This is a genomic window from Streptomyces sp. NPDC003720, assembly GCF_042875075.1.
Classification (GTDB): domain Bacteria; phylum Actinomycetota; class Actinomycetes; order Streptomycetales; family Streptomycetaceae; genus Streptomyces.
Genome location: NZ_JBIANZ010000003.1, coordinates 427,556 through 447,743, shown reverse-complemented (window position 1 = coordinate 447,743; position 20,188 = coordinate 427,556). Strand labels below are relative to the sequence as shown.

General features: G+C 72.6%; 20 protein-coding genes. 8 read left to right on the top strand and 12 right to left on the bottom strand.

Annotation, left to right across the window (positions count from 1 at the left end; genetic code table 11):
- Nucleotides 1–45: 45 nt before the first annotated feature.
- On the bottom strand, nt 46–1,767 hold the full coding sequence (gene leuA, locus ACFYU0_RS10925) for a 2-isopropylmalate synthase (protein WP_351659559.1): 1,722 nt from the start codon (nt 1,765–1,767) through the stop codon (nt 46–48).
- Between the two features lie 352 nt (nt 1,768–2,119).
- On the opposite strand from leuA, the gene ACFYU0_RS10920 reads away from it, so the two are divergent.
- From ACFYU0_RS10920 to ACFYU0_RS10905, 4 genes are all read left to right on the top strand, one after another.
- Nucleotides 2,120–3,190: a M4 family metallopeptidase gene (locus tag ACFYU0_RS10920; RefSeq protein ID WP_351659556.1), complete on the top strand. Its 1,071-nt coding sequence runs from the start codon at nt 2,120–2,122 to the stop codon at nt 3,188–3,190.
- A 21-nt stretch (nt 3,191–3,211) separates the two neighbouring features.
- Nucleotides 3,212–3,478 (top strand): protealysin inhibitor emfourin, encoded by a 267-nt coding sequence (locus ACFYU0_RS10915; protein ID WP_351659553.1) that lies wholly within the window; start codon nt 3,212–3,214, stop codon nt 3,476–3,478.
- A gap of 70 nt (nt 3,479–3,548) precedes the next feature.
- A complete protein-coding gene (locus ACFYU0_RS10910; protein WP_389299611.1) occupies nt 3,549–4,862 on the top strand; it encodes a GH1 family beta-glucosidase in 1,314 nt (437 codons plus the stop codon).
- Nucleotides 4,859–6,109 carry an MFS transporter gene (locus ACFYU0_RS10905; protein ID WP_389299609.1) on the top strand — a complete coding sequence of 417 codons (1,251 nt, stop codon included), beginning with the start codon at nt 4,859–4,861 and terminating at the stop codon, nt 6,107–6,109. The genes ACFYU0_RS10910 and ACFYU0_RS10905 overlap by 4 nt, the downstream gene beginning before the upstream one ends.
- Nucleotides 6,110–6,112: 3 nt before the next feature.
- On the opposite strand, the gene ACFYU0_RS10900 is transcribed toward ACFYU0_RS10905, so the two are convergent.
- Complete coding sequence (locus ACFYU0_RS10900; RefSeq protein WP_351659545.1) at nt 6,113–6,958, bottom strand: NAD(P)-dependent oxidoreductase; 846 nt, start codon at nt 6,956–6,958, stop codon at nt 6,113–6,115.
- 123 nt (nt 6,959–7,081) lie between these two features.
- Here ACFYU0_RS10900 and ACFYU0_RS10895 point away from each other — a divergent pair, with 123 nt between their 5' ends.
- Entirely contained in the window at nt 7,082–7,930 is an 849-nt protein-coding gene (locus ACFYU0_RS10895; protein WP_351659542.1) for a helix-turn-helix transcriptional regulator, read from the top strand.
- Nucleotides 7,931–7,948: 18 nt separating this feature from the next.
- Here ACFYU0_RS10895 and era read toward each other — a convergent pair whose 3' ends face one another.
- The gene (gene era, locus ACFYU0_RS10890) at nt 7,949–8,902 is read right to left on the bottom strand and encodes a GTPase Era (RefSeq protein ID WP_351659539.1); all 954 of its coding nucleotides are present in this window, start codon (nt 8,900–8,902) and stop codon (nt 7,949–7,951) included.
- A 174-nt stretch (nt 8,903–9,076) separates the two neighbouring features.
- Here era and ACFYU0_RS10885 point away from each other — a divergent pair, with 174 nt between their 5' ends.
- On the top strand, nt 9,077–10,399 hold the full coding sequence (locus ACFYU0_RS10885; RefSeq protein WP_389299605.1) for an ammonium transporter: 1,323 nt from the start codon (nt 9,077–9,079) through the stop codon (nt 10,397–10,399).
- On the top strand, nt 10,396–10,734 hold the full coding sequence (locus ACFYU0_RS10880) for a P-II family nitrogen regulator (RefSeq protein ID WP_351659533.1): 339 nt from the start codon (nt 10,396–10,398) through the stop codon (nt 10,732–10,734). The genes ACFYU0_RS10885 and ACFYU0_RS10880 overlap by 4 nt, the downstream gene beginning before the upstream one ends.
- Nucleotides 10,735–10,750: 16 nt before the next feature.
- Here the strand turns inward: ACFYU0_RS10880 and ACFYU0_RS10875 are convergent, their stop codons facing one another.
- From ACFYU0_RS10875 to ACFYU0_RS10845, 7 genes are all read right to left on the bottom strand, one after another.
- Complete coding sequence (locus tag ACFYU0_RS10875) at nt 10,751–11,113, bottom strand: cytidine deaminase (RefSeq protein WP_389299603.1); 363 nt, start codon at nt 11,111–11,113, stop codon at nt 10,751–10,753.
- A 65-nt stretch (nt 11,114–11,178) separates the two neighbouring features.
- Nucleotides 11,179–12,201, bottom strand: coding sequence for a S66 peptidase family protein (locus ACFYU0_RS10870; protein WP_389299600.1), 1,023 nt, complete (start codon nt 12,199–12,201; stop codon nt 11,179–11,181).
- Between the two features lie 41 nt (nt 12,202–12,242).
- Nucleotides 12,243–12,602: an MmcQ/YjbR family DNA-binding protein gene (locus tag ACFYU0_RS10865; protein ID WP_351659525.1), complete on the bottom strand. Its 360-nt coding sequence runs from the start codon at nt 12,600–12,602 to the stop codon at nt 12,243–12,245.
- Complete coding sequence (locus ACFYU0_RS10860) at nt 12,599–13,897, bottom strand: hemolysin family protein (protein ID WP_351659522.1); 1,299 nt, start codon at nt 13,895–13,897, stop codon at nt 12,599–12,601. The genes ACFYU0_RS10865 and ACFYU0_RS10860 overlap by 4 nt, the downstream gene beginning before the upstream one ends.
- 18 nt (nt 13,898–13,915) lie before the next feature.
- Nucleotides 13,916–14,413, bottom strand: a complete 498-nt coding sequence (ybeY, locus tag ACFYU0_RS10855) for an rRNA maturation RNase YbeY (RefSeq protein WP_365123631.1) — start codon at nt 14,411–14,413, stop codon at nt 13,916–13,918.
- Nucleotides 14,414–14,425: 12 nt separating this feature from the next.
- A complete protein-coding gene (locus ACFYU0_RS10850) occupies nt 14,426–15,505 on the bottom strand; it encodes a PhoH family protein (protein WP_351659516.1) in 1,080 nt (359 codons plus the stop codon).
- 147 nt (nt 15,506–15,652) lie between these two features.
- Nucleotides 15,653–16,795: a PfkB family carbohydrate kinase gene (locus ACFYU0_RS10845; RefSeq protein ID WP_351659513.1), complete on the bottom strand. Its 1,143-nt coding sequence runs from the start codon at nt 16,793–16,795 to the stop codon at nt 15,653–15,655.
- Nucleotides 16,796–17,070: 275 nt separating this feature from the next.
- On the opposite strand from ACFYU0_RS10845, the gene ACFYU0_RS10840 reads away from it, so the two are divergent.
- Complete coding sequence (locus tag ACFYU0_RS10840) at nt 17,071–18,306, top strand: MFS transporter (RefSeq protein ID WP_389299595.1); 1,236 nt, start codon at nt 17,071–17,073, stop codon at nt 18,304–18,306.
- Here the strand turns inward: ACFYU0_RS10840 and ACFYU0_RS10835 are convergent.
- Together ACFYU0_RS10835 and ACFYU0_RS10830 are read right to left on the bottom strand one after the other, a co-directional pair.
- Nucleotides 18,270–19,262 (bottom strand): adenosine deaminase, encoded by a 993-nt coding sequence (locus ACFYU0_RS10835; RefSeq protein ID WP_389299592.1) that lies wholly within the window; start codon nt 19,260–19,262, stop codon nt 18,270–18,272. The two genes, ACFYU0_RS10840 and ACFYU0_RS10835, sit on opposite strands and share 37 nt — an antisense overlap.
- 20 nt (nt 19,263–19,282) lie before the next feature.
- On the bottom strand, nt 19,283–20,188 hold the full coding sequence (locus ACFYU0_RS10830; RefSeq protein WP_389299590.1) for a ribonuclease Z: 906 nt from the start codon (nt 20,186–20,188) through the stop codon (nt 19,283–19,285).

The window sequence follows — 20,188 nt, the reverse complement described above, 5'->3', positions numbered from 1 at the left end:
CGCCCGGTACGGCGGCCGGGGCACCGAAGAGCCCGGTCAGAGCGGTCAGCGGGCCGCGCGGTTCACCGCGGAGACGACGGCCTTCAGCGACGCACGCGTCGTGTTCGCGTCGATGCCGATGCCCCACAGGACCTTGTCGCCGATCGCGCACTCGATGTACGAGGCGGCCTGCGCGGAGGCGCCCTCGCTCATCGTGTGCTCCTGGTAGTCCAGCAGGCGCACGTCGACGCCGATGGACTGCAGGGCGTCGAAGAAGGCGGAGATCGGGCCGTTGCCGGAGCCGGTCAGGACGGTGTCCTCGCCGTCGACGGTCGCCTCCACGGTCAGCGTGTCGACGCCGTCCGTGTCGGTGGTCGACTGGCCGGTGCGGACCTGGATGCGGCCCCACGGGTTCTCCGGGTTCGGCAGGTACTCGTCCTGGAAGGCCGCCCAGATGTCCTTCGGCGTGATCTCGCCGCCGTCGGCGTCCGTCTTGGCCTGGATGAGCTTGGAGAACTCGATCTGCATGCGGCGCGGCAGGTCCAGCTTGTGGTCGTTCTTCAGGACGTAGGAGACACCGCCCTTGCCGGACTGCGAGTTGACCCGGATGACCGCCTCGTACGAGCGGCCGACGTCCTTGGGGTCGATGGGCAGGTACGGCACCGCCCACTCCAGGTCGTCGACGGTGACGCCCTTGGCCTTCGCGTCGGCCTCCATGGCGTCGAAGCCCTTCTTGATGGCGTCCTGGTGGGAGCCGGAGAAGGACGTGTAGACCAGGTCGCCCACGTACGGATGGCGCGGGTGGACCTCCATCTGGTTGCAGTACTCCCACGTACGACGGATCTCGTCGATGTCGGAGAAGTCGATCTGCGGGTCGACGCCCTGCGAGAACAGGTTCATGCCCAGGGTGACCAGGTCGACGTTGCCGGTGCGCTCGCCCTGGCCGAACAGGCAGCCCTCGACGCGGTCGGCGCCGGCCATCACCGCCAGCTCGGCGGCGGCGACGGCGGTGCCGCGGTCGTTGTGCGGGTGCACGGACAGGCAGACGTACTCGCGCCGGGACAGGTTGCGGTGCATCCACTCGAACCGGTCGGCGTGCGTGGACGGGGTCGAACGCTCCACCGTGGCGGGCAGGTTGAGGATGATCTCGCGGCCCGGGCCCGGCTGGTAGACGTCCATCACCGCCTCGCAGACCTCCAGCGCGAACTCCAGCTCGGTGTCGGTGAAGATCTCCGGGGAGTACTGGTAGCCGAACTCCGTCTCCGGGCCCAGCAGTTTCTCGGCGTACTCCATCACCAGGCGGGTGCCGTCGACGGCGATCTGCTTGATGTCGTCCTTGGAGCCGCGGAAGACGACCCGGCGGAACACGGGGGCGGTCGCGTTGTACAGGTGGACGGTGGCCCGCCGGGCGCCCTTCAGGGACTCCACGGTCCGCTCGATCAGGTCCTCGCGGGCCTGGGTCAGGACGGAGATCGTCACGTCCTCGGGGATCGCGCCCTCTTCCTCGATGATCGAGCGTACGAAGTCGAAGTCGGTCTGGCCGGAGGCGGGGAAGCCGACCTCGATCTCCTTGTAGCCCATCGCCACCAGCTGGTCGAACATCCGGCGCTTGCGCTCGGGCGACATCGGGTCGATCAGTGCCTGGTTGCCGTCGCGCAGGTCGGTGGAGAGCCAGCGGGGGGCGACGGTGATCCGCTTCTCCGGCCAGGTGCGGTCCGGGATGCCGACCTGGTCGTAGCGGCCGTACTTGTGGATCGGCATGGAACTGGGCTGCTGGCGGTTGGCCATGATGCGTGGGCTCCTCAGGGTGTCCGGATGTCCGAGTGGACGGCCGACGACGCAACGCCAGAGCTCCGCGGGGAGGGGGTCGGCCTTGTCTACAGGCCCTCGCCGCGGCAGCTAAGGAGAAGCAGCCCGAAACGCATGATGCTCCGCAGCCTAGCCGAGCCGCACCGGGTGCGTGGGCCTGTCCCAGTATGCGGGACCGTGGGGACCAAACGGACATAAAGTGCGCAATCCCACTCGGCGACTCCTCTCTCTTACCACTCCGTGACGCAGCGCGACATGGGATGTCCGGGTATTTCACCAATCATGGTTGCGAGTGGTGACAGTCGCGTCACTCAGTGCGATGGTGCCGGACATGACCACCAACGGGGGCTTCGAGCCCGTCTTCTGCACGATCGTCCCGCCGCACGTCCTCGACCGGCTCGCACAGGCCGAGGACTCCGCGGTCTCCGGTCCCGCCCGCCGGTCCCTGGAGCACGACGCCTTCCAGCGCACCAAGCGCCGCCTGACCACGGTGCTCGGCGCGCCCGCGGTCGCCCCGCCCGCCGGTGCCGCCGCAGGCCGGCCGCACCGCACCGTCTACGACGCCCGGCACCGGCAGGACCTGCCCGGCGTCAAGGTCCGCGAGGAGGGCTCGGGGCCGGGCTCGGACGCCTCGGTGAACCGCGCCTACGCGGGTCTCGGCGCCACCTTCGACCTGTACCAGAAGGCCTACGGCCGCGACTCCATCGACGGCGAGGGCCTGCCGCTGGACGCCAGCGTGCACTTCGGCACCGACTACGACAACGCCTTCTGGAACGGCGAGCAGATGGTGTTCGGCGACGGGGACAACGAGATCTTCCTGGACTTCACCATCCCGGTCGACGTCATCGGCCACGAGCTGACCCACGGCGTCACCCAGCACACCGCCAACCTCACCTACTTCGGCCAGCCCGGCGCGCTCAACGAGTCGCTGTCCGACGTCTTCGGCTCGCTGATCAAGCAGTACAGCCTCGGACAGACCGCCGCCGAGGCCGACTGGCTGATCGGCGCGGGCCTGCTCGCGCCGGGTGTGCACGGCACCGCCCTGCGCTCGATGAAGGCGCCGGGCACGGCGTACGACGACCCGAACCTCGGCAAGGACCCGCAGCCGGCGACCATGGAGCACTACGTCCGCACCGGCCGGGACAACGGCGGCGTGCACATCAACTCCGGTATCCCCAACCACGCGTTCTACCTGGTCGCCACCGCCCTGGGCGGCCACTCCTGGGAGAAGGCCGGGCAGCTCTGGTACGACGTGCTGACCGGCGGCGAGCTGAAGCAGCAGGCCCTGTTCACGGACTTCGCCACGCTCACCGTCAAGGCGGCCCGCGAGCGGTTCGGCGCGGGCGACGAACTGGAGGCCGTGCAGAAGGCCTGGGAGCAGGTCGGGGTGCGGACGCTGTAGTTCCGTACTAGACAGGCACCCATGCGTATTCAGGTACGGCGCACGGGCGGTTTCGCCGGCATCGAGCGCCGGGCCGAGGTGGACACCTCGGCCCGGCCCGACGACCGGGAGTGGCAGTCCCTGGCCGAACGGGTCCTGGCCTCCGGCAGGCCCACGCCACCGGCGGGGGTACCGGACGGCTTCGCCTACGAGATCACGGTCGACGGCCGCACGGTCTACGCGGCCGATCCCCGACTGACCGAGGAACAGCGGGAGTTGATCACCAGAGTGCTGAAGGAGGGGGCCTAGGCGGGTCGTGCGCCCCGGTTTCGCGCCGGGGCGTTGACTTCCGTTACCGACGGTACGGATGATCCGGGCCATGGCGACTGACGCAGGCAAGGCGATTCCCCGTTTCCCGGCCGGCTTCCTGTGGGGCGTGTCCACCTCGGCCCATCAGATCGAGGGGGCGGCCGACGAGCGGGAGCCCTCCGTGTGGGACGTGTTCACGGCCGCGCCGGGGCGGGTGAAGGACGGCTCGACGGCGGCGGTGGCCTGCGACCACTACCACCGCTACCGCGAGGACGTGGCGCTGCTCGCCGGCCTCGGCGTGGACGCGTACCGCTTCTCCGTGTCCTGGCCTCGGGTGAACTCCCCCGGCGGCCTCGACTTCTACGACCGCCTGGTGGACGAGCTGTGCGCGGCGGGCGTGCGCCCCGTGCCCACCCTCTTCCACTGGGATCTGCCGGCCGGCCTGGACTGGCTGGAGCGGGACACGGCCGCCCGGTTCGCCGAGTACGTGTCCGCGGTCGCCGGGCGGCTCGGCGACCGGGTGACCAAGTGGATCACGCTCAACGAGCCGGCCGAGCACACCCTGCTGGGCCACGCCCTCGGCGTGCACGCTCCCGGCCGCAAGCTGCTGTTCGACGCGCTCCCCGCCGCCCACCACCAGCTCCTCGCCCACGGCCTCGCCGTGGGGGCCCTGCGCGCGGCCGGAGCGGCGGACATCGGCATCGCCAACTCCCACGGCCCCACCTGGCCGGCCTCCGGCGACCCGGCCGACCAGGAGGCGGCCGGCTTCTACGACCTGCTGCTCAACCGGCTGTTCGCGGAGCCGGTCCTGCTGGGCGAGTACCCGGAGGGCGTCGGCGAACTGATGCCGGGCGACGTGGAGTCCGACCTGAAGACCATCTCCGCGCCGGTCGACTGGTACGGCGTCAACTACTACGCCCCGACCCGGGTGGGCGCCCCGCAGGGCATCGCGACCGAGTTCGGCGGCATCGACATGCCCGCCGAACTCCCCTTTTCGGTAAGGCGAATCGAGGGCCGCCCGGAGACGGACTTCGGCTGGCCGGTGGTCCCCGAGGGGCTGACGGAGCTGCTGACCGGCTTCCGCGACCGGTACGGCGACCGGCTCCCGCCGGTGGTCGTCACGGAGAACGGCTGCTCCTACGAGGGCGTCGACGACCAGGACCGGATCGCCTACCTGGACGCCCACATCCGCGCCCTGCACGCGGCACTCGAGGCGGGCGTAGACGTGCGCGGCTACTTCGTCTGGTCGCTGATGGACAACTTCGAGTGGGCGGAGGGCTACGCGCGCCGCTTCGGTCTGGTGCACGTGGACTACGACACCCTGGAGCGCACCCCGAAGGCCTCGTACCACTGGTACCGGGACGTGCTGCGGGCGCAGAGATGACCGCCGCCGCCCCGGCCGCCCTGGCGGAGCCCGCCGGGCCGGTCCCCCGCGGCTGGACGGCGGCACTGGCACTGGCCAACGGGGCGATCTGGGTCGGCTGGTTCGGGCCGCTGCAGATCCTGCTGGCCTCCCAGGCGAGGGACTTCGCGCCCGGCGCCGGGATGCCGAAGGAGACGCTCCTGGCCTGGGTGACCGGCGCGGGCGCGGTCGTCTCGCTGGTCGCCAACCCGCTCTTCGGCGCCCTGTCCGACCGCACGACCGGCCGCCGGGGCCGCCGTACGCCGTGGATCGTGGCCGGCGCGGCGGGCGGCGCCCTCTCGCTGCTGCTGCTCGCGGGCGCGGACGGGGCGGGGACGATGGCGCTGGGCTGGTGCCTGGCGCAGCTCACCCTGAACGCGGCCTTCGCGGCGATCACGGCGGCGGTCCCGGACCGGGTGCCGCGCGGCCGCCGCGGCGCGGTGGGCGGCTGGCTGGGCGCGGCCCAGATCCTGGGCGTGGTCGGGGGCACGGGTCTGGCCACGGCGGCGGGCGGCACCGCGGCCGGGTACCTGGCGTGCGCGGTGTTCACGCTGGTGGGCGTACTGCCGTACGTGCTGCGGTACGAGGACCTGCGGCTGGCCGCGGCGGACCGGCCGGCCTGGTCCTGGCGCGGCTTCCTGGCGGGCTTCTGGCTGAGTCCGCGCCGCCACCCCGACCTGGGCTGGGCCTGGCTCACCCGCTTCCTGGTCAACCTCAGCAACGCGCTGGTCCTGCTGTACCTGCTGTACTACCTGCGGGACCGCCTCCGGTACGGCGATCCCGGCCGGGGCGTGCTGATCCTGACGGCCGTGAACGGACTGACCCTGCTCGCCACGGTCGTCGTGGGCGGTGTGTGGTCGGACCGCACGGGGCGCCGCAAGCCGTTCGTGATCTGGTCGGGCGTGCTGATGGCGGTGGCGACGGCGGCCCTCGCCGGCTGGCAGACCTGGCCCGGCGCGATCGTCGCGGCGGCGGTCCTCGGGGTCGGCTTCGGGGTGTTCACCTCGGTCGACTTCGCGCTGATGACGGACGTCCTGCCGAAGGCGCTGGACCGCGGCAAGGACCTCGGCGTGATCAACGTGGCCAACGCGCTGCCGCAGGTCGCGGCGCCCGCCCTTGCCGCGCCGATCGTGACGTACCTGGGCGGCTACCGGGTGCTGTACCTGGTGGCGGCCGTGATCGGTCTGGCGGGGGCGGTGCTGGTGCGGCGGATCAGGGGCGTCGAGTGACCGTCACAGGACCCCGGCGTCCCGGGCGCTCCACAGCGTCGGGTAGGAGGGGCGGTAGCCCAGCTCGCGGCGGATGCGGTCGGTGGAGGCGAGCCCGTACCAGGGGTCGGGGTCGGGGCCGTCGGCGGGCGGCTCGACGCCGAGGAGCCGGTGGATCTCCAGGACCGTGACCGGGGCGTCGTCGGCGATGTTGTAGACCCGGCCGCCGGCGCCCGGGGCGTACAGCAGGCGCGTCAGTCCCTGGGCGACGTCGGCGACGTGCACGAGGTGGTGCCGCTTGGTGGCCGGCTGGCTCGCGGTCCAGCGGGTGATGCCGGGCAGGTGCGGGTCGCCGTCGCCGTAGACGAAGGCGAGCCGGCCCACCCGCACGTCCAGCCCGTCCAGCGCCAGCAGCGCGCGCTCGGCCTCCAGCTTGGACTCCGGGTACGTCATCCACATGGGGCCGCCGGGCACCGTGGGATCGTCCTCGACGAGCGGCCGGCCGCGCCCGGTGCCGTACGACAGGATCGTGCCGGTCTGCACGAAGCGCCGTGCTCCGGAGGCGATCGCCGCCCGGCCCAGTTCCACCGCCGCGTCCCGGTTGACCGCCCACACCTCCTCGTCCGGCACGCCGCGGAACGAGGCGGCGACGTTGACCACGGCGTCGGCCCCGGCGAGGGCCTTGCCGAGCACGTCGGTGTCGCGGAGGTCGCCGACGACGATCTCGGCGCCGCGGTCGGCGAGGTCGGCGGCGCGGGACTCGTCGCGGACGAGCACACGGATCCGCTCGTCGGGCCGCGACTGGGCGAGCAGCCGGGGGACGAATCCGCGTCCCACCTGTCCGGTGGCGCCGGTGATCAGGGTCAGCATGGCTGGGTTCCTCTCGTTCGGTGCTCCCAGCCTCGGCCGTGTCCGGCGGCGCCGGGAGAGACCTCCCGATCGGGGGACCGGCGGTCCCTGGATAACGCGGCCGGAGTGCCGCAGCCTGGGAGGGTGAACCGAGCCGAACTCGCCGACTTCCTGCGCCGCGGCCGGGCCCGCCTGGAACCCGCCGACGTGGGCCTCGCGGCCGGCGCCCGCCGCCGTACCCCGGGACTGCGCCGGGAGGAGGTGGCCCAACTGGCCGGGATGTCCGTCGACTACTACACCCGGCTGGAACAGCGCCGCGGTCCCCGCCCGTCCCGCCAGATGCTGACGGCGCTGGCGCGCGCCCTGCGCCTGTCCGACGACGAGCGGGACCACCTCTTCCACCTGGTGGGCGAGGAGCCCCCGCGGCGGGGCGCGGCCTCCGCGCACGTCCGCCAGGGCCTCCTGCTGGTCCTGGACCGGCTGTACGACTCACCGGCCCAGGTGGTGACGGACTGCGGCACGGTGCTGGCGCAGAACGCGCTGGCCAAGGCGCTGGTCGGGGACGCGCTCGCCCGCCCGCCGCGCGAGCGGAACCTGACGCGGCGGTTCTTCCTGGACCCGGCGGCCCGCGCGCTGTTCCCGCCGGAGGACCTGCCCGCGCACGCCTTCGACCACGTGGCCGCCCTCCGCGCGGTGGCCGCGGCCCGCCCCGAGGACCCGGAGCCGGCCGCCCTGGCCGCCGAACTGCGTGCGGCGAGCGAGGAGTTCGCCCGGCTGTGGGAGGCGCACGAGGTGTCCCTGCGCCGCCCGTCCACGAAACGCTTCGTGCACCCGGTGGTGGGCCTGCTGGAACTGGACTGCGAGGTCCTGCTGAGCCACGAGGGCCATCAGCACCTCATCATCCACACGGCACGGCCGGGCACGGAGTCGGCCGAGCGGCTGCGGCTGCTGAGGGTGGTGGGGCTGCAGGACATGACCCCGTCGCGCGCCTGAGCGCGTCCCGGGGCGCCCTCAGAAGCCCAGCCGGCGCAGCTGCTTGGGGTCCCGCTGCCAGTCCTTGGCCACCTTGACGTGCAGGTCCAGGAAGACGGGCGTGCCGAGCAGCGCCTCGATCTGCTTGCGGGACTTGATGCCGACGTCCTTCAGCCGCTTGCCCTTGGGGCCGATGATGATGCCCTTCTGGCTGGGGCGCTCGATGTAGACGTTGGCGTGGATGTCCAGCAGCGGCTTGTCGGCCGGGCGGTCCTCGCGCGGCAGCATCTCCTCGACGACCACGGCGATGGAGTGCGGCAGCTCGTCGCGGACGCCCTCCAGGGCCGCCTCGCGGATGAGTTCCGCGATCATGACCTGCTCGGGCTCGTCGGTGAGGTCGCCCTCGGGGTAGAGCGCCGGGCCCTCGGGCAGCATGGGGACCAGCAGGTCCGCCAGCAGGTCGACCTGCTTGTTCGCGGTCGCCGAGACGGGGACGATCTGCGCCCACTCGATGCCCAGCTCCTTGCCGAGCTGGTCGATCGCGATGAGCTGCTCGGCGAGGGTCTTGGAGTCGACGAGGTCCGTCTTGGTGACGATGGCGACCTTCGGGGACTTGCGGATGCCGGCCAGTTCCTTGGCGATGAAGCGGTCGCCGGGGCCGATCTTCTCGTTCGCCGGCAGGCAGAAGCCGATCACGTCGACCTCGGCCCAGGTCGTCCGCACGACGTCGTTGAGCCGCTCGCCGAGCAGGGTGCGCGGCTTGTGCAGCCCGGGGGTGTCCACCAGGATCAACTGGGCGTCGGGCCGGTGCACGATGCCGCGCACCGTGTGCCGCGTGGTCTGCGGCTGGTTGGCGGTGATCGCCACCTTCTGCCCGACCAGAGCGTTCGTGAGGGTGGACTTGCCCGCGTTGGGGCGGCCCACGAAGCAGGCGAAGCCGGCGCGGTGGGCGGTCTCGCCCGACGGCTCGGATGACTGGGTACGAACGCTCATGGCGTTCATTGTCCCTGATCCACGGGACCGCGCCGTACCAACGGCCGCCACCGGCTCTTGATGTGAGCTTGACGAAACCACGGCGCAACGAAACGTCACGGAAACACACCTGTACGCAACCGGAAACGGTGACCGGTGAACCTCTGACGAGCCCCCACACCGTTGGAGACGCCCGTGACCCTCGCCGCAGCCCACGTCGACACCGGCGACACCGCCTGGCTCCTCGCCGCCACCGCCCTCGTCCTGCTGATGACCCCGGGTCTGGCCCTCTTCTACGGCGGCATGGTGCGCACCAAGAGCGTGCTGAACATGCTGATGATGAGCTTCGTGTCGATCGCCCTGGTGACCGTGGTCTGGCTGGCGGCCGGCTACTCGCTCGCCTTCGGGGACGACGTCTTCGGTGGGCTGATCGGCGGCCTCGGGCACTCCGGGATGGCCGGGATCGGCCCGCGCAGCGTGCACGGCACGGTCCCCACCCTGCTCTTCGCCACCTTCCAGCTCACCTTCGCGATCATCACGGCGGCCCTGGTCAGCGGCGCGGTCGCGGACCGCACGAAGTTCTCCGCCTGGCTGGTGTTCGTCCCGGTCTGGGCGCTCGCGGTATACGTTCCGGTGACCCACTGGGTGTGGGGCCCCGGCGGCTGGATCGTGGACCGGCTCGGGGCGCTCGACTTCGCCGGCGGCATGCCGGTGGAGATCACCTCCGGCGCCTCCGGGCTCGCCCTGTGCCTGGTGCTCGGACCCCGGCTCGGGTTCAGGAAGGACGCCATGCGTCCGCACAACCTGCCGATGGTGATCCTCGGCGCCGGTCTGCTCTGGTTCGGCTGGTTCGGCTTCAACGCGGGCTCCGCGCTCGGCGCGAACGGCCTCGCCGCCGCGGCCTTCCTGAACACGCTCGCGGCCGGCTGCACGGGCCTGCTCGGCTGGCTCTTCGTCGAGCAGAGGCGCGACGGCCACCCCACCACCCTGGGCGCGGCCTCCGGCGCGGTGGCGGGCCTGGTCGCGATCACCCCGTCCTGCGGCACGGTCTCCCTGCTGGGCGCGCTGGTGGTGGGCCTGGCCGCCGGTGTCGTCTGCTCGTACGCGGTGAGCTGGAAGTTCCGGCTGAACTACGACGACTCGCTGGACGTCGTCGGCGTCCACCTGGTCGGCGGCCTCATCGGCACCCTGCTGATCGGGCTGTTCGCGGAGCGGGCGATGACCGGCGGCGCCGAGGGCCTGTTCTACGGCGGCGGGCTGCTCCCGCTGGGCCGGCAGCTGCTGGCCGTGGCGGCCGTCGGGGCGTACGCCTTCGGGGTGACCTACGGGCTCGGCAAGCTGATCGACCGGGTGCTGGGCTTCCGGGCGAGCGAGGAGCAGGAGCACACCGGCCTGGACCTTACGGTGCACGCCGAGACGGCTTACGATCACGGGGTCCTGGGCCATGGCGCTCCGGTCACCCACTCCCTCGTCGCCGCCCAGCAGGCACCCAGCCGGAAGGTCGAGAGCCAGGCATGAAGCTCATCACCGCGATCGTCAAGCCCTACCGGCTGGACGAGGTCAAGACCGCCCTGCAGGAGCTGGGCGTGCAGGGACTGACCGTCAGCGAGGCGAGCGGTTACGGCCGGCAGCGCGGGCACACCGAGGTCTACCGGGGCGCGGAGTACCGGGTCGACCTGGTGCCGAAGGTGCGCATCGAGGTCGTGGTGGAGGACGCCGTGGCCGACGACGTGATCGACGCGATCGTCGCGGCCGCGCAGACGGGGAAGATCGGGGACGGCAAGGTCTGGGCGCTGCCCGTGGAGACCGTCGTGCGGGTGCGGACCGGCGAGCGCGGTCCCGACGCCCTCTGACGGGCAGCGCCGTCGGTCACTCGGCGGCGACCGCCGGGGCCGTCCGCCGCACCTCCCCGTCGGGGCCGGCGAGCAGCACGGGCGTCCCGGCCCCGCCGAGGTCCGCCACGGCGGCCAGGTCCTCGGCCGCCGCCTCCCCGGCCTCGCTCACCACGGCCGCCGCCTCAAGCGACCGCGCGCCGGAGGCCACCGCCATGGCGACGGCGGTCCGCAGGGCGCTCAGCCGCAGCGAGGGGAGCTCCACCGATCCGGCGGCGTAGGTACGCCCGGTCTCGTCCCGTACGGCCGCCCCCTCGGGCACACCGTTGCGGGCGCGCACGGAGCGGGCCAGCGTGACGATCTTGCGGTCCTCGGGGTCAAGCTCGTTGCTGTCGGTCATGCCCAGAGCATACGAACCCGCCACGGGCCCGCCCCGCCACGGGGTGCGCGGTCCCGGCGCCAGGGTCAGTCCAAGGTCTGGACGATCTCGCCGCGCCCGGCCGTGTGCACCACGCGGCCGCGGGCGCCGTTCACCAGCGCCAGGTAGGGCGGGACGTGCCCGCACTCGACGTCGGCGACGATCGGCACCCCGAGCGGGCCGAGGGCGTCGAGGACCGCCTCGGCTTGGGTGAGGGTGCGGCCGTCGGGGGCCTTGGTGCGGCCCACGAGGACGGCGGCGGCGCGGTCGAAGAACCCGGCGAGCCGCATGCCGTGCAGATTGCGGCAGATGGTGTAGGCGTTGTCCTCGCACGCCTCGACGTAGACGAGCAGGTCGTCGCCGTCGGCGAAGGACCTGGTGTCCAGCAGGCGGGTGCCCGCGAGGTTGACCAGGGTCTCGATGCAGCCGCCGATCAGCCGGCCCTCGACGTCCACGTCGCCCGTGCCGTCGAGCCGGGTCCAGGCGCCGGCCCTGTCCAGGGTGAGGTCGCGGACCTCCGGGTACAGCGCGTAGTCGTCCCAGCCGGTGGCGCGGTGGCGGCCGGGCGGGGTCTGGACGAGGGGCTGCCCCTGCTGCGGGTCGGTCACCACGTCCAGCCAGGACAGCAGGCCCTCGGGTGTCCGGTAGGGCGTGTCCATCAGGTTGTTGCCGTGCACGGTGGCGACACCGGTGAGCAGGGTCAGCGGGGTGATGATCGTCGAGATGTCGGACCAGCCGACGACCCAGGTCGGCTCGGCCCGCCCGATCGCCTCGAAGTCGAGCAGCGGCAGCAGGTCGACGGCGGTCTCCCCGCCCCACGGGGGCACCACGGCCCGGACGGCGGGGTCGGTGAGCATCGCGGTCAGCTCGGCGGCGCGCTCGGCGGCGGGGGCGCTGATGTGGGTCGAGCCGTCCATGCAGCGGCCCACGACGACCTCGTAGCCGCGCGCCTGAAGGTCCCGGACCGCGACGTCGAGCCGCCCCCGGTGCTCCTTCGCCACTCCGCTGGACGGAGAGGTCACGCCGACACGGTCACCGGGGCGCAGGGGGCGCGGATATCGAACAGTCATGCGCGATTCTGACACGACGTCACCGGGCCGGGGCAAGGCGATTACGGCCGGTCAAGCCGCAGCCGCTCCGCCCTCGGCAGCCCCGCGACGACGAGGTCGTAGGAGTCCTCGACCAGCTCCCGGACCTGACGGTCCGGGAGCGGGCCGTCGACGGTCACGGTGTTCCAGTGGCGCTTGTTCATGTGCCAGCCGGGGACGATCAGCCCCTCGTGCTCCGCGCGCAGCCGGACCGCGTCCTCCGGGTCGCACTTGAGGTTCACCGTCAGGGGCCGCGCGCCCAGGTTCGTCAGGGCGAACATCTTGCCGAGGACCTTGAACACGGAGGTCTCCGGGTTGAACGGGAAGTCCTCCACGACCGCGTTGAAGGACAGGCAGAGGTCGCGCAGCTCCCCGGGGGTCACTCGGGCGTCCCCTCCTCGGCGGGCTTGCCGGCCGGCTCCACCAGCACCGTCACGATCTTGTTCCGGCGGCCGGCCGCCGCCTCCGCGGTCAGCCGCAGCCGGCGCTCGTCGGGGAGCTCGACCTCGGCGGACGCGCCGGCGATGGGGACGCGGCCGAGCGCCTTGGCGAGCAGCCCGCCGACGGTCTCCACGTCCTCGTCGTCGTACTCCTCCAGGCCGTACAGCTCGCCGAGGTCGGTGATGTCCAGGCGGGCGGTGACCCGGTACCGGTCGTCGCCGAGGTCCTCCACGGGCGGGAGTTCCCGGTCGTACTCGTCGGTGATCTCGCCGACGATCTCCTCGAGGATGTCCTCGATGGTGACGATGCCCGCGGTGCCGCCGTACTCGTCGATGACGACGGCGACGTGGTTGCGCTCCTTCTGCATCTCGCGCAGCAGGTCGCCGGCGTTCTTGGTGTCGGGCACGAAGACGGCGGGGCGCATGGCGGTGGACACCAGGTCGTTCTCGGCGTCGCGGCTGATGTGCGTCTTGCGGACCAGGTCCTTCAGGTACACGATGCCGACGATGTCGTCCTCGCTCTCGCCGGTGACCGGGATGCGGGAGAAGCCGGAGCGCAGGGCGAGGGTGAGCGCCTGCCGGATGGTCTTGTAGCGCTCGATGACCACCAGGTCGGTGCGCGGCACCATCACCTCGCGCACCAGGGTGTCGCCGAGTTCGAAGACCGAGTGCACCATGCGGCGCTCCTCGTCCTCGATCAGCGACTCCTTCTCGGCGAGGTCCACCATCGCGCGCAGCTCGGCCTCGGAGGCGAAGGGGCCGCGGCGGAAGCCCTTGCCGGGGGTGAGCGCGTTGCCGATGAGGATCAGCAGCGAGGGGATCGGGCCCATGATCCGGGCCAGCGGCAGCAGCACGTACGCGGCCGCCGTCGCGGTGTTGAGCGGGTGCTGGCGGCCGATGGTGCGCGGTGAGACGCCGACGGCGACGTACGACACCAGCACCATGACGCCGATGGCGACCAGCAGGGCCTGCCAGGTGGCGTCGAACTCCTGCAGGCAGGCGTACGTCACCAGGGCCGCGGCCGCCATCTCGCAGGCGACGCGGACCAGCAGGGCCACGTTCAGGTAGCGGGTGGGGTCGGCGGCGACCTGGGCCAGCCGGGCGCTGCCGCGCCGGCCGGACTTCACGGCCTCCTCGGCCCGGAAGCTGGAGACGCGCGCGACGCCCGCCTCGGCGCAGGCGGCCAGCCAGGCGACGACGACCAGCGCGATCGCGCCGATCACGATCTGCGGACTCATCTGTGGACCGACCCGCGCCTACGAGACGGTCGGCGCCGGGGACGGCCCGGTCAGCCCGCGCTCGGACCGCCACCCATCCACGATGGCGGCCTGGAGGCCGAACATCTCGGCCTTCTCGTCGGGTTCCTCATGGTCGTAGCCCAGCAGGTGCAGCACGCCGTGGACGGTGAGCAGCTGGAGCTCCTCGTCCATGGAGTGCTGCGTCGGCGCCTCGTCGCCCTGCTTCTTGGCGACCTCCGGGCACAGCACGATGTCGCCGAGCAGCCCCTGCGGCGGCTCGTCGTCGTCCTTCGACGGCGGCCGCAGCTCGTCCATCGGGAACGACATGACATCGGTGGGCCCGGGCAGGTCCATCCACTGGATGTGCAGCTGCTCCATGGCGTCGGCGTCCACGACGATCACCGAGAGCTCGGAGAGCGGGTGGATGCGCATCCGCGCGAGCGCGTAGCGGGCGATGTCGAGGATCGCCTGCTCGTCGACCTCGGTACCGGACTCGTTGTTGACGTCGATCGACATGGGCGTGCTGGTCTACTTCCCCTTGGAACCCTTGGCGCCGGGCCTGCCACGGCCGCCCTGGTGGGTGCCGTTCTCGGTGCCGTGCTTGCTGTCGTACATCTCGTACGCGTCGACGATACGGCCCACTAGCTTGTGCCGTACGACATCCTGCGACGACAGCCGGGAGAAGTGGACGTCCTCGACGCCTTCCAGGATCTCCTGCACCTGCCGCAGACCGCTCTTGGTGCCGTTCGGCAGGTCGACCTGGGTGACGTCACCGGTGATCACGATCTTCGAGTCGAAGCCGAGCCGGGTGAGGAACATCTTCATCTGCTCGGGCGAGGTGTTCTGGGCCTCGTCCAGGATGATGAAGGCGTCGTTGAGCGTACGGCCGCGCATGTACGCCAGCGGCGCGACCTCGATGGTCCCGGCCGCCATCAGGCGCGGGATCGAGTCCGGGTCGAGCATGTCGTGCAGCGCGTCGTACAGCGGGCGCAGGTAGGGGTCGATCTTCTCGTAGAGCGTGCCGGGCAGGAAGCCGAGCCGCTCGCCCGCCTCCACCGCCGGACGGGTCAGGATGATCCGGTTCACCTGCTTGGACTGCAGGGCCTGGACCGCCTTGGCCATGGCCAGGTAGGTCTTGCCGGTACCGGCGGGGCCGATGCCGAAGACGATCGTGTGCTTGTCGATCGCGTCGACGTACCGCTTCTGGTTGAGCGTCTTGGGCCGGATGGTCCGGCCGCGCGAGGACAGGATGTTCTGCGTCAGTACCTCGGCCGGGGTCTCCGGGCCGTCGCTCGTCCCGTTCTCGCTCGCCTTGAGCATGGCGATCGAGCGTTCCACTGCGTCCTCCGTCATCGGCTGCCCGGTGCGGAGCACCAGCATCATCTCGTCGAACACGCGCGAGATCAGGGCGACGTCCGCGGGTTCGCCGACCGCGCTGATCTCATTGCCCCGGACATGTATGTCGGCTGCCGGGAAGGCCTTCTCGATCACGCGCAGGAGGGAGTCGCCGGAACCCAGCACGGTCACCATGGGGTGCTGGGCGGGGACGGTGAGCTGTGCTCGCGCCTGCTCCCGCGCGGGGATGTGAGCTTGGGGTGTCTGAGTCATGGGCCGGCGCTTAAGGCCTGCGGTTCCTCCTCGTCACGGCCGCGCAGCTGAGGGCGGCCTCGCACTGTCCAGAGTACGACGGGCCACCGACAACGCCGCAGGGTTTTTCCACCGGACGGGCGGCTTCGCGGGCGGGCCCCCGGACCGTCAGGCCGAACGCCCGAACCCCAGCGTCGGCACCGCCCGGCGCAGCGGCCACGGCCGGTCCAGCTCCTCGGGCACGAGGCCGTCGAGGAAGCCGTACCGGCGCAGCGCCTCGGGGCTCTGGCCCGGCACCGACTGGACGCGGCGCCACCAGGCCCCGATCTCGGACCATCCCGGCGCCGACAGCGAGCCCCCGAACTCCTGCACGGACAGGGCCGCGGTGAGCCCCGCGAGCGCGAGCCGGTCGGCGAGCGGCCAGCCGGCCAGGGTGCCCGTGACGAACCCGGCCACGAAGACGTCACCGGCCCCGGTGGGATCCAGCGCCTCCACCGCGATCGCCGGGACCTCCGCGCTCTCCCCGGTGCGCCGGTCCACGGCGTACGCGCCCTCCGCGCCCAGGGTCACGACGGCCACCGGGACGTGCTCGGTCAGCGCGTGCGCGGCCGCGCGCGGGCAGTCGGCCCCCGTGTAGCGCATCGCCTCCGCCGCGTTGGGCAGGAACGCCTCGCAGTGCCCGAGATCGGGAAGCCCGGCCAGGTCCCAGGCCCCGGTCTCGTCCCAGCCGACGTCGGCGAAGATCCGGGTGCCCGCGCGGGCGGCCTCCGCGATCCAGGGGGCGCGCTTGCCCGGGGCCAGGGAGGCGACGGCGGCCCGGGCGCGGGGCGGGAAGTCCGGCGCCGGTTCCTCCGGGGGCGGTTCGTGGCCGTGGGAGACCATCGTGCGCTCCCCCTCGTACGCCATGGAGACGGTGACCGGCGAGTGCCAGCCGGGCACGGTCCGGGAGGGCGCGAGGTCGATGCCCTCGCCCTGGGCGAGGGTGTTCCAGCAGTACTCGCCGTAGTGGTCGTCGCCGAACGCCGCCGCGAGGGAGGTCCGCAGGCCGAGCCGGGCGAGCGCGGTGGCCATGTTGGCGACGCCGCCGGGGCTGGAGCCCATCCCCCGGGCCCACGACTCGGTGCCGCGCACGGGCGCCGAGTCCAGGCCGGTGAAGACGATGTCGAGGAAGACGGTGCCCGTCAGGTACACGTCCCAGGGCGGGTCGCCGGATGCGCGGAGGGCGGCGAGCGGGTCGACCTGGACCTGGCGGCGCGCCGCCTGTGTGAGGTGTTCGGGTTCCTCTCCGGCGACCGGGCGGGACGGGGTCACGGTGCGCTCCCTGAGCTGGTGCGGATCTGGCCAGTGTGCACCACTTCACGCCAGTGGCACGCCGGTCCGGCGGGCAGCTCGACCCGTCGGAGCGAGCGCGTCTACCCGAGATCATCCGGACCAAACACAGGAGTGATCCAGATCACTTCACCCGGTCTACTTCTGGAACCGCGTGCTTGATACAACTTGCTCGCGCGTTCCCGTCCGTCGACGGCCGTCGCCCTCCCCTCTCCCCCGGCTCTCGAGCCGCTCCTTCGCCTGCCCTGGGAACGCCCGTGTCCGCCCCCCGCTCCATGCCCTGGCCCCTCGTCGCCCTTTTCACGGCCGGGTATCTCGCCCCGTATCTGCTGCCGACCACCGTCGGCCGGCTGGACACCGGGCTTCCGCTCACCACCACCCAGGCCGGCGCCATCGGCAGTGCCCTGCTGCTGAGTTCGGCGGCCGCCGGCTTCCTGCTGGCCTCCCGCGTCGAGCGGGCCGGCGCCCGCACGCTGGCCCGCCTCGGCCTCACGCTCGCCTTCCTCGGCTACGGCGGGGCCGCGCTCAGCGAGGCCGTGCCGGCCGTCGTCGTGGGCGCGCTGCTCGGCGGCTTCGGCTCCGGCACCGTCACGGCGGTCGCGGCCAGTGGCATCGCCGCCCACCGGGACCCGCACCGGGCCACCACCTTCGGCCTGCTCGGCGTCTCCGCGCTGGCCGGCGCCCTGTATCTGACGATCCCCCACCTCGGCCCCGGCCACGGCCTGCCGCTCGCCGCGATCGCCCTGACCGCGCTCGCGGTGTGGCCGTTCACCGGCCGGCTGTCCGGCGCCACCGCCCCCGCCCGCCGGCCGGCCGGACCGGGCGCCCGGCTGCCCCACCGGCGGGCCGGACTGCTGCTCGCCGCGGCCATGCCCTGCTGGTCGCTGGCGCAGAACGCGCTGTGGGGCGTCAGCGGGCGCATCGGCCTCGGCCAGGCCCATCTGACCGAGGTCACCGTCGGCGCGGTGTTCGCCGTCGCGCTCGGCGCCGGACTGGTCGGCGTGCTGGGCGCCGGGGCGCTCGGGCCGCGGCTCGGCCGGGCGGTGCCGATCGGCGCGGGTACGGCGCTCATCGCGGGCTGCATCGCGCTCAGCGCCTCGGCGGACGGCCTGACCGCCTTCGCGGCCGGCGAGATCTCCTGGAACCTGCTCTACCCGGTCGTGCTGTCCTACGTCATCGGCCTGGCCGCGTCCCTGGACCCGCGGGGCCGCTGGGCGGTGCTGGTCGGCTCGGCGGCGTCCCTGGGGACGGCGGCGGGCCCGCTGACCGGGAGCGTGCTCGCGGCCGGGGCGGGCTTCCCGGTCATGGGCCAGATCCTGGCCGCCGGTCTGCTGGCGATCGCGGTGCCGATGACGCTGGTCGCGCTGCGCGCGGGCCGGCTGCCGCTGCCGGTGGTGGAGATCCACGTGGAGGCTCCGGTCCCAGCCGCGCAGGGGGCGTACGACACCGCCGCCGCCTATCCGAACTCGTACGCCTCCACCTCGGCGAGGTAGCGGGCCCGGCGCTCCTCGTCGTCCTCCAGGAAGGAGGCGAGGAAGGAGTTGCGGGCCAGCTCCCGCAGGCGTTCGTCGCCGAGGCCCAGCTCCGCGCGCACCGCGTCGAAGTTGTCGCCGGCGTACCCGCCGAAGTAGGCGGGGTCGTCGGAGTTGACCGTGCACCGCAGCCCGGCGTCCAGCATGGCGGGCAGCGGGTGCCCGGCGAGCACGTCCACCGCGCGCAGCCGGACGTTGGACAGCGGGCACAGGGTCAGCGGGACGCGGTCCCGGACCAGCCGCTCGACCAGCGCCGGGTCCTCCATGCAGCGCAGGCCGTGGTCCACGCGCTCCACGCCGAGCACGTCCAGGGCCTCGGTGATGTACTCCGGCGGCCCCTCCTCGCCGGCGTGCGCCACGCGGCGCAGCCCGAGCGCGGCGGCCGCCTCGAACACCTCGCGGAACTTCACCGGCGGGTGGCCGACCTCGGCGGAGTCCAGGCCGACGCCGGTGATCCGGTCCAGGTGGGGCCGGGCCGCATCGAGGGTCTCGAGCGCCGACTCGGCGGGCTCGTCGCGCAGGAAGCACATGATGAGCCTGGTGGAGACGCCGTGGTTCTCCTCGCTGCGGCCGAGCGCCCGCCACAGCCCCTCCACCACGGTGCCCATGCCCACTCCCCGGGCGAGGTGGGCCTGCGGGTCGAAGAAGATCTCCGCGTGCCGGACGCCCTGCGCGGCGGCGCGGGCGAGGTAGGCGTCGGCCAGGTCCGCGAAGTCCTGCTCGGTGCGCAGGACGGCCATCAGCTCGTAGTACAGGTTCAGGAAGGACTGCAGGTCCTCGAACCGGTAGGCCTCGCGGAGCTCTTCGGTGCCGGCGTAGGGCAGCTCGACGCCGTTGCGGGCGGCCAGCGCGAAGGCCAGCTCGGGCTCCAGGGTGCCTTCGATGTGCAGGTGCAGTTCTGCTTTGGGGAGGGGCATCAAAGCATCGTACGAGGGTTTTATCTCCGTTTCGGAACCGGCACCCGCAGCAGGTCGTGGGCCACGGTCAGCTCGCCCTCGAACCCGGCGGCCCGCGCCTGCCGCTCGAACTCCTCCGGGTCCGCGTAGCGCTGGCTGAAGTGGGTGAGGACGAGGTGCCGCGCCCCGGCGTCGCGTGCCACGGCCGCCGCCTGTCCCGCCGTCAGATGGCCGTGGTCCGACGCGAGCGCGGCGTCCTCGTCGAGGAACGTGGACTCGATGACGAGCAGGTCGCATCCGTCGGCGAGCGCGTGCACCCCGTCGCACAGCCGGGTGTCCATGACGAACGCGAACCGCTGCCCGCGCCGCACCTCGCTGACGTCCTCCAGCGTCACGTCCCCGAGCCGGCCCTCGCGCTGGAGCCGGCCGACGTCCGGGCCCCCGATGCCGTGCGCGGCGAGCCGGCCGGGCAGCATCCGGCGCCCGTCGGGCTCGGTCAGCCGGTAGCCGTAGGACTCGACGGGGTGGGACAGCTTCCGGGCCTCGAGCGTGTACGACGGGCTCGCGGCGAGGACGCCGTCGGCGTCGACCGGCGCCTCGGTGAGGCGGACCGTCTCCCGGTAGGCGGTGGCGTACCGCAGCCGGTCGAAGAAGCGCTGACCGGAGCGCGGGTAGTGCGCGGTCACCTCGTGCGGCACCTGGTCGAGGTTGATCCGCTGGATCACTCCGGCCAGCCCGAGGGAGTGGTCGCCGTGGAAGTGCGTGACGCAGATCCGGTTCAGGTCGTGGGCGGCGACCCCGGCGCGCAGCATCTGCCGCTGGGTGCCCTCGCCGGGATCGAACAGGATGCCCTCGCCGTCCCAGCGCAGCAGGTAGCCGTTGTGGTTGCGGTGCCGGGTCGGGACCTGGCTGGCGGTGCCGAGGACGACGAACTCACGGACGGACAT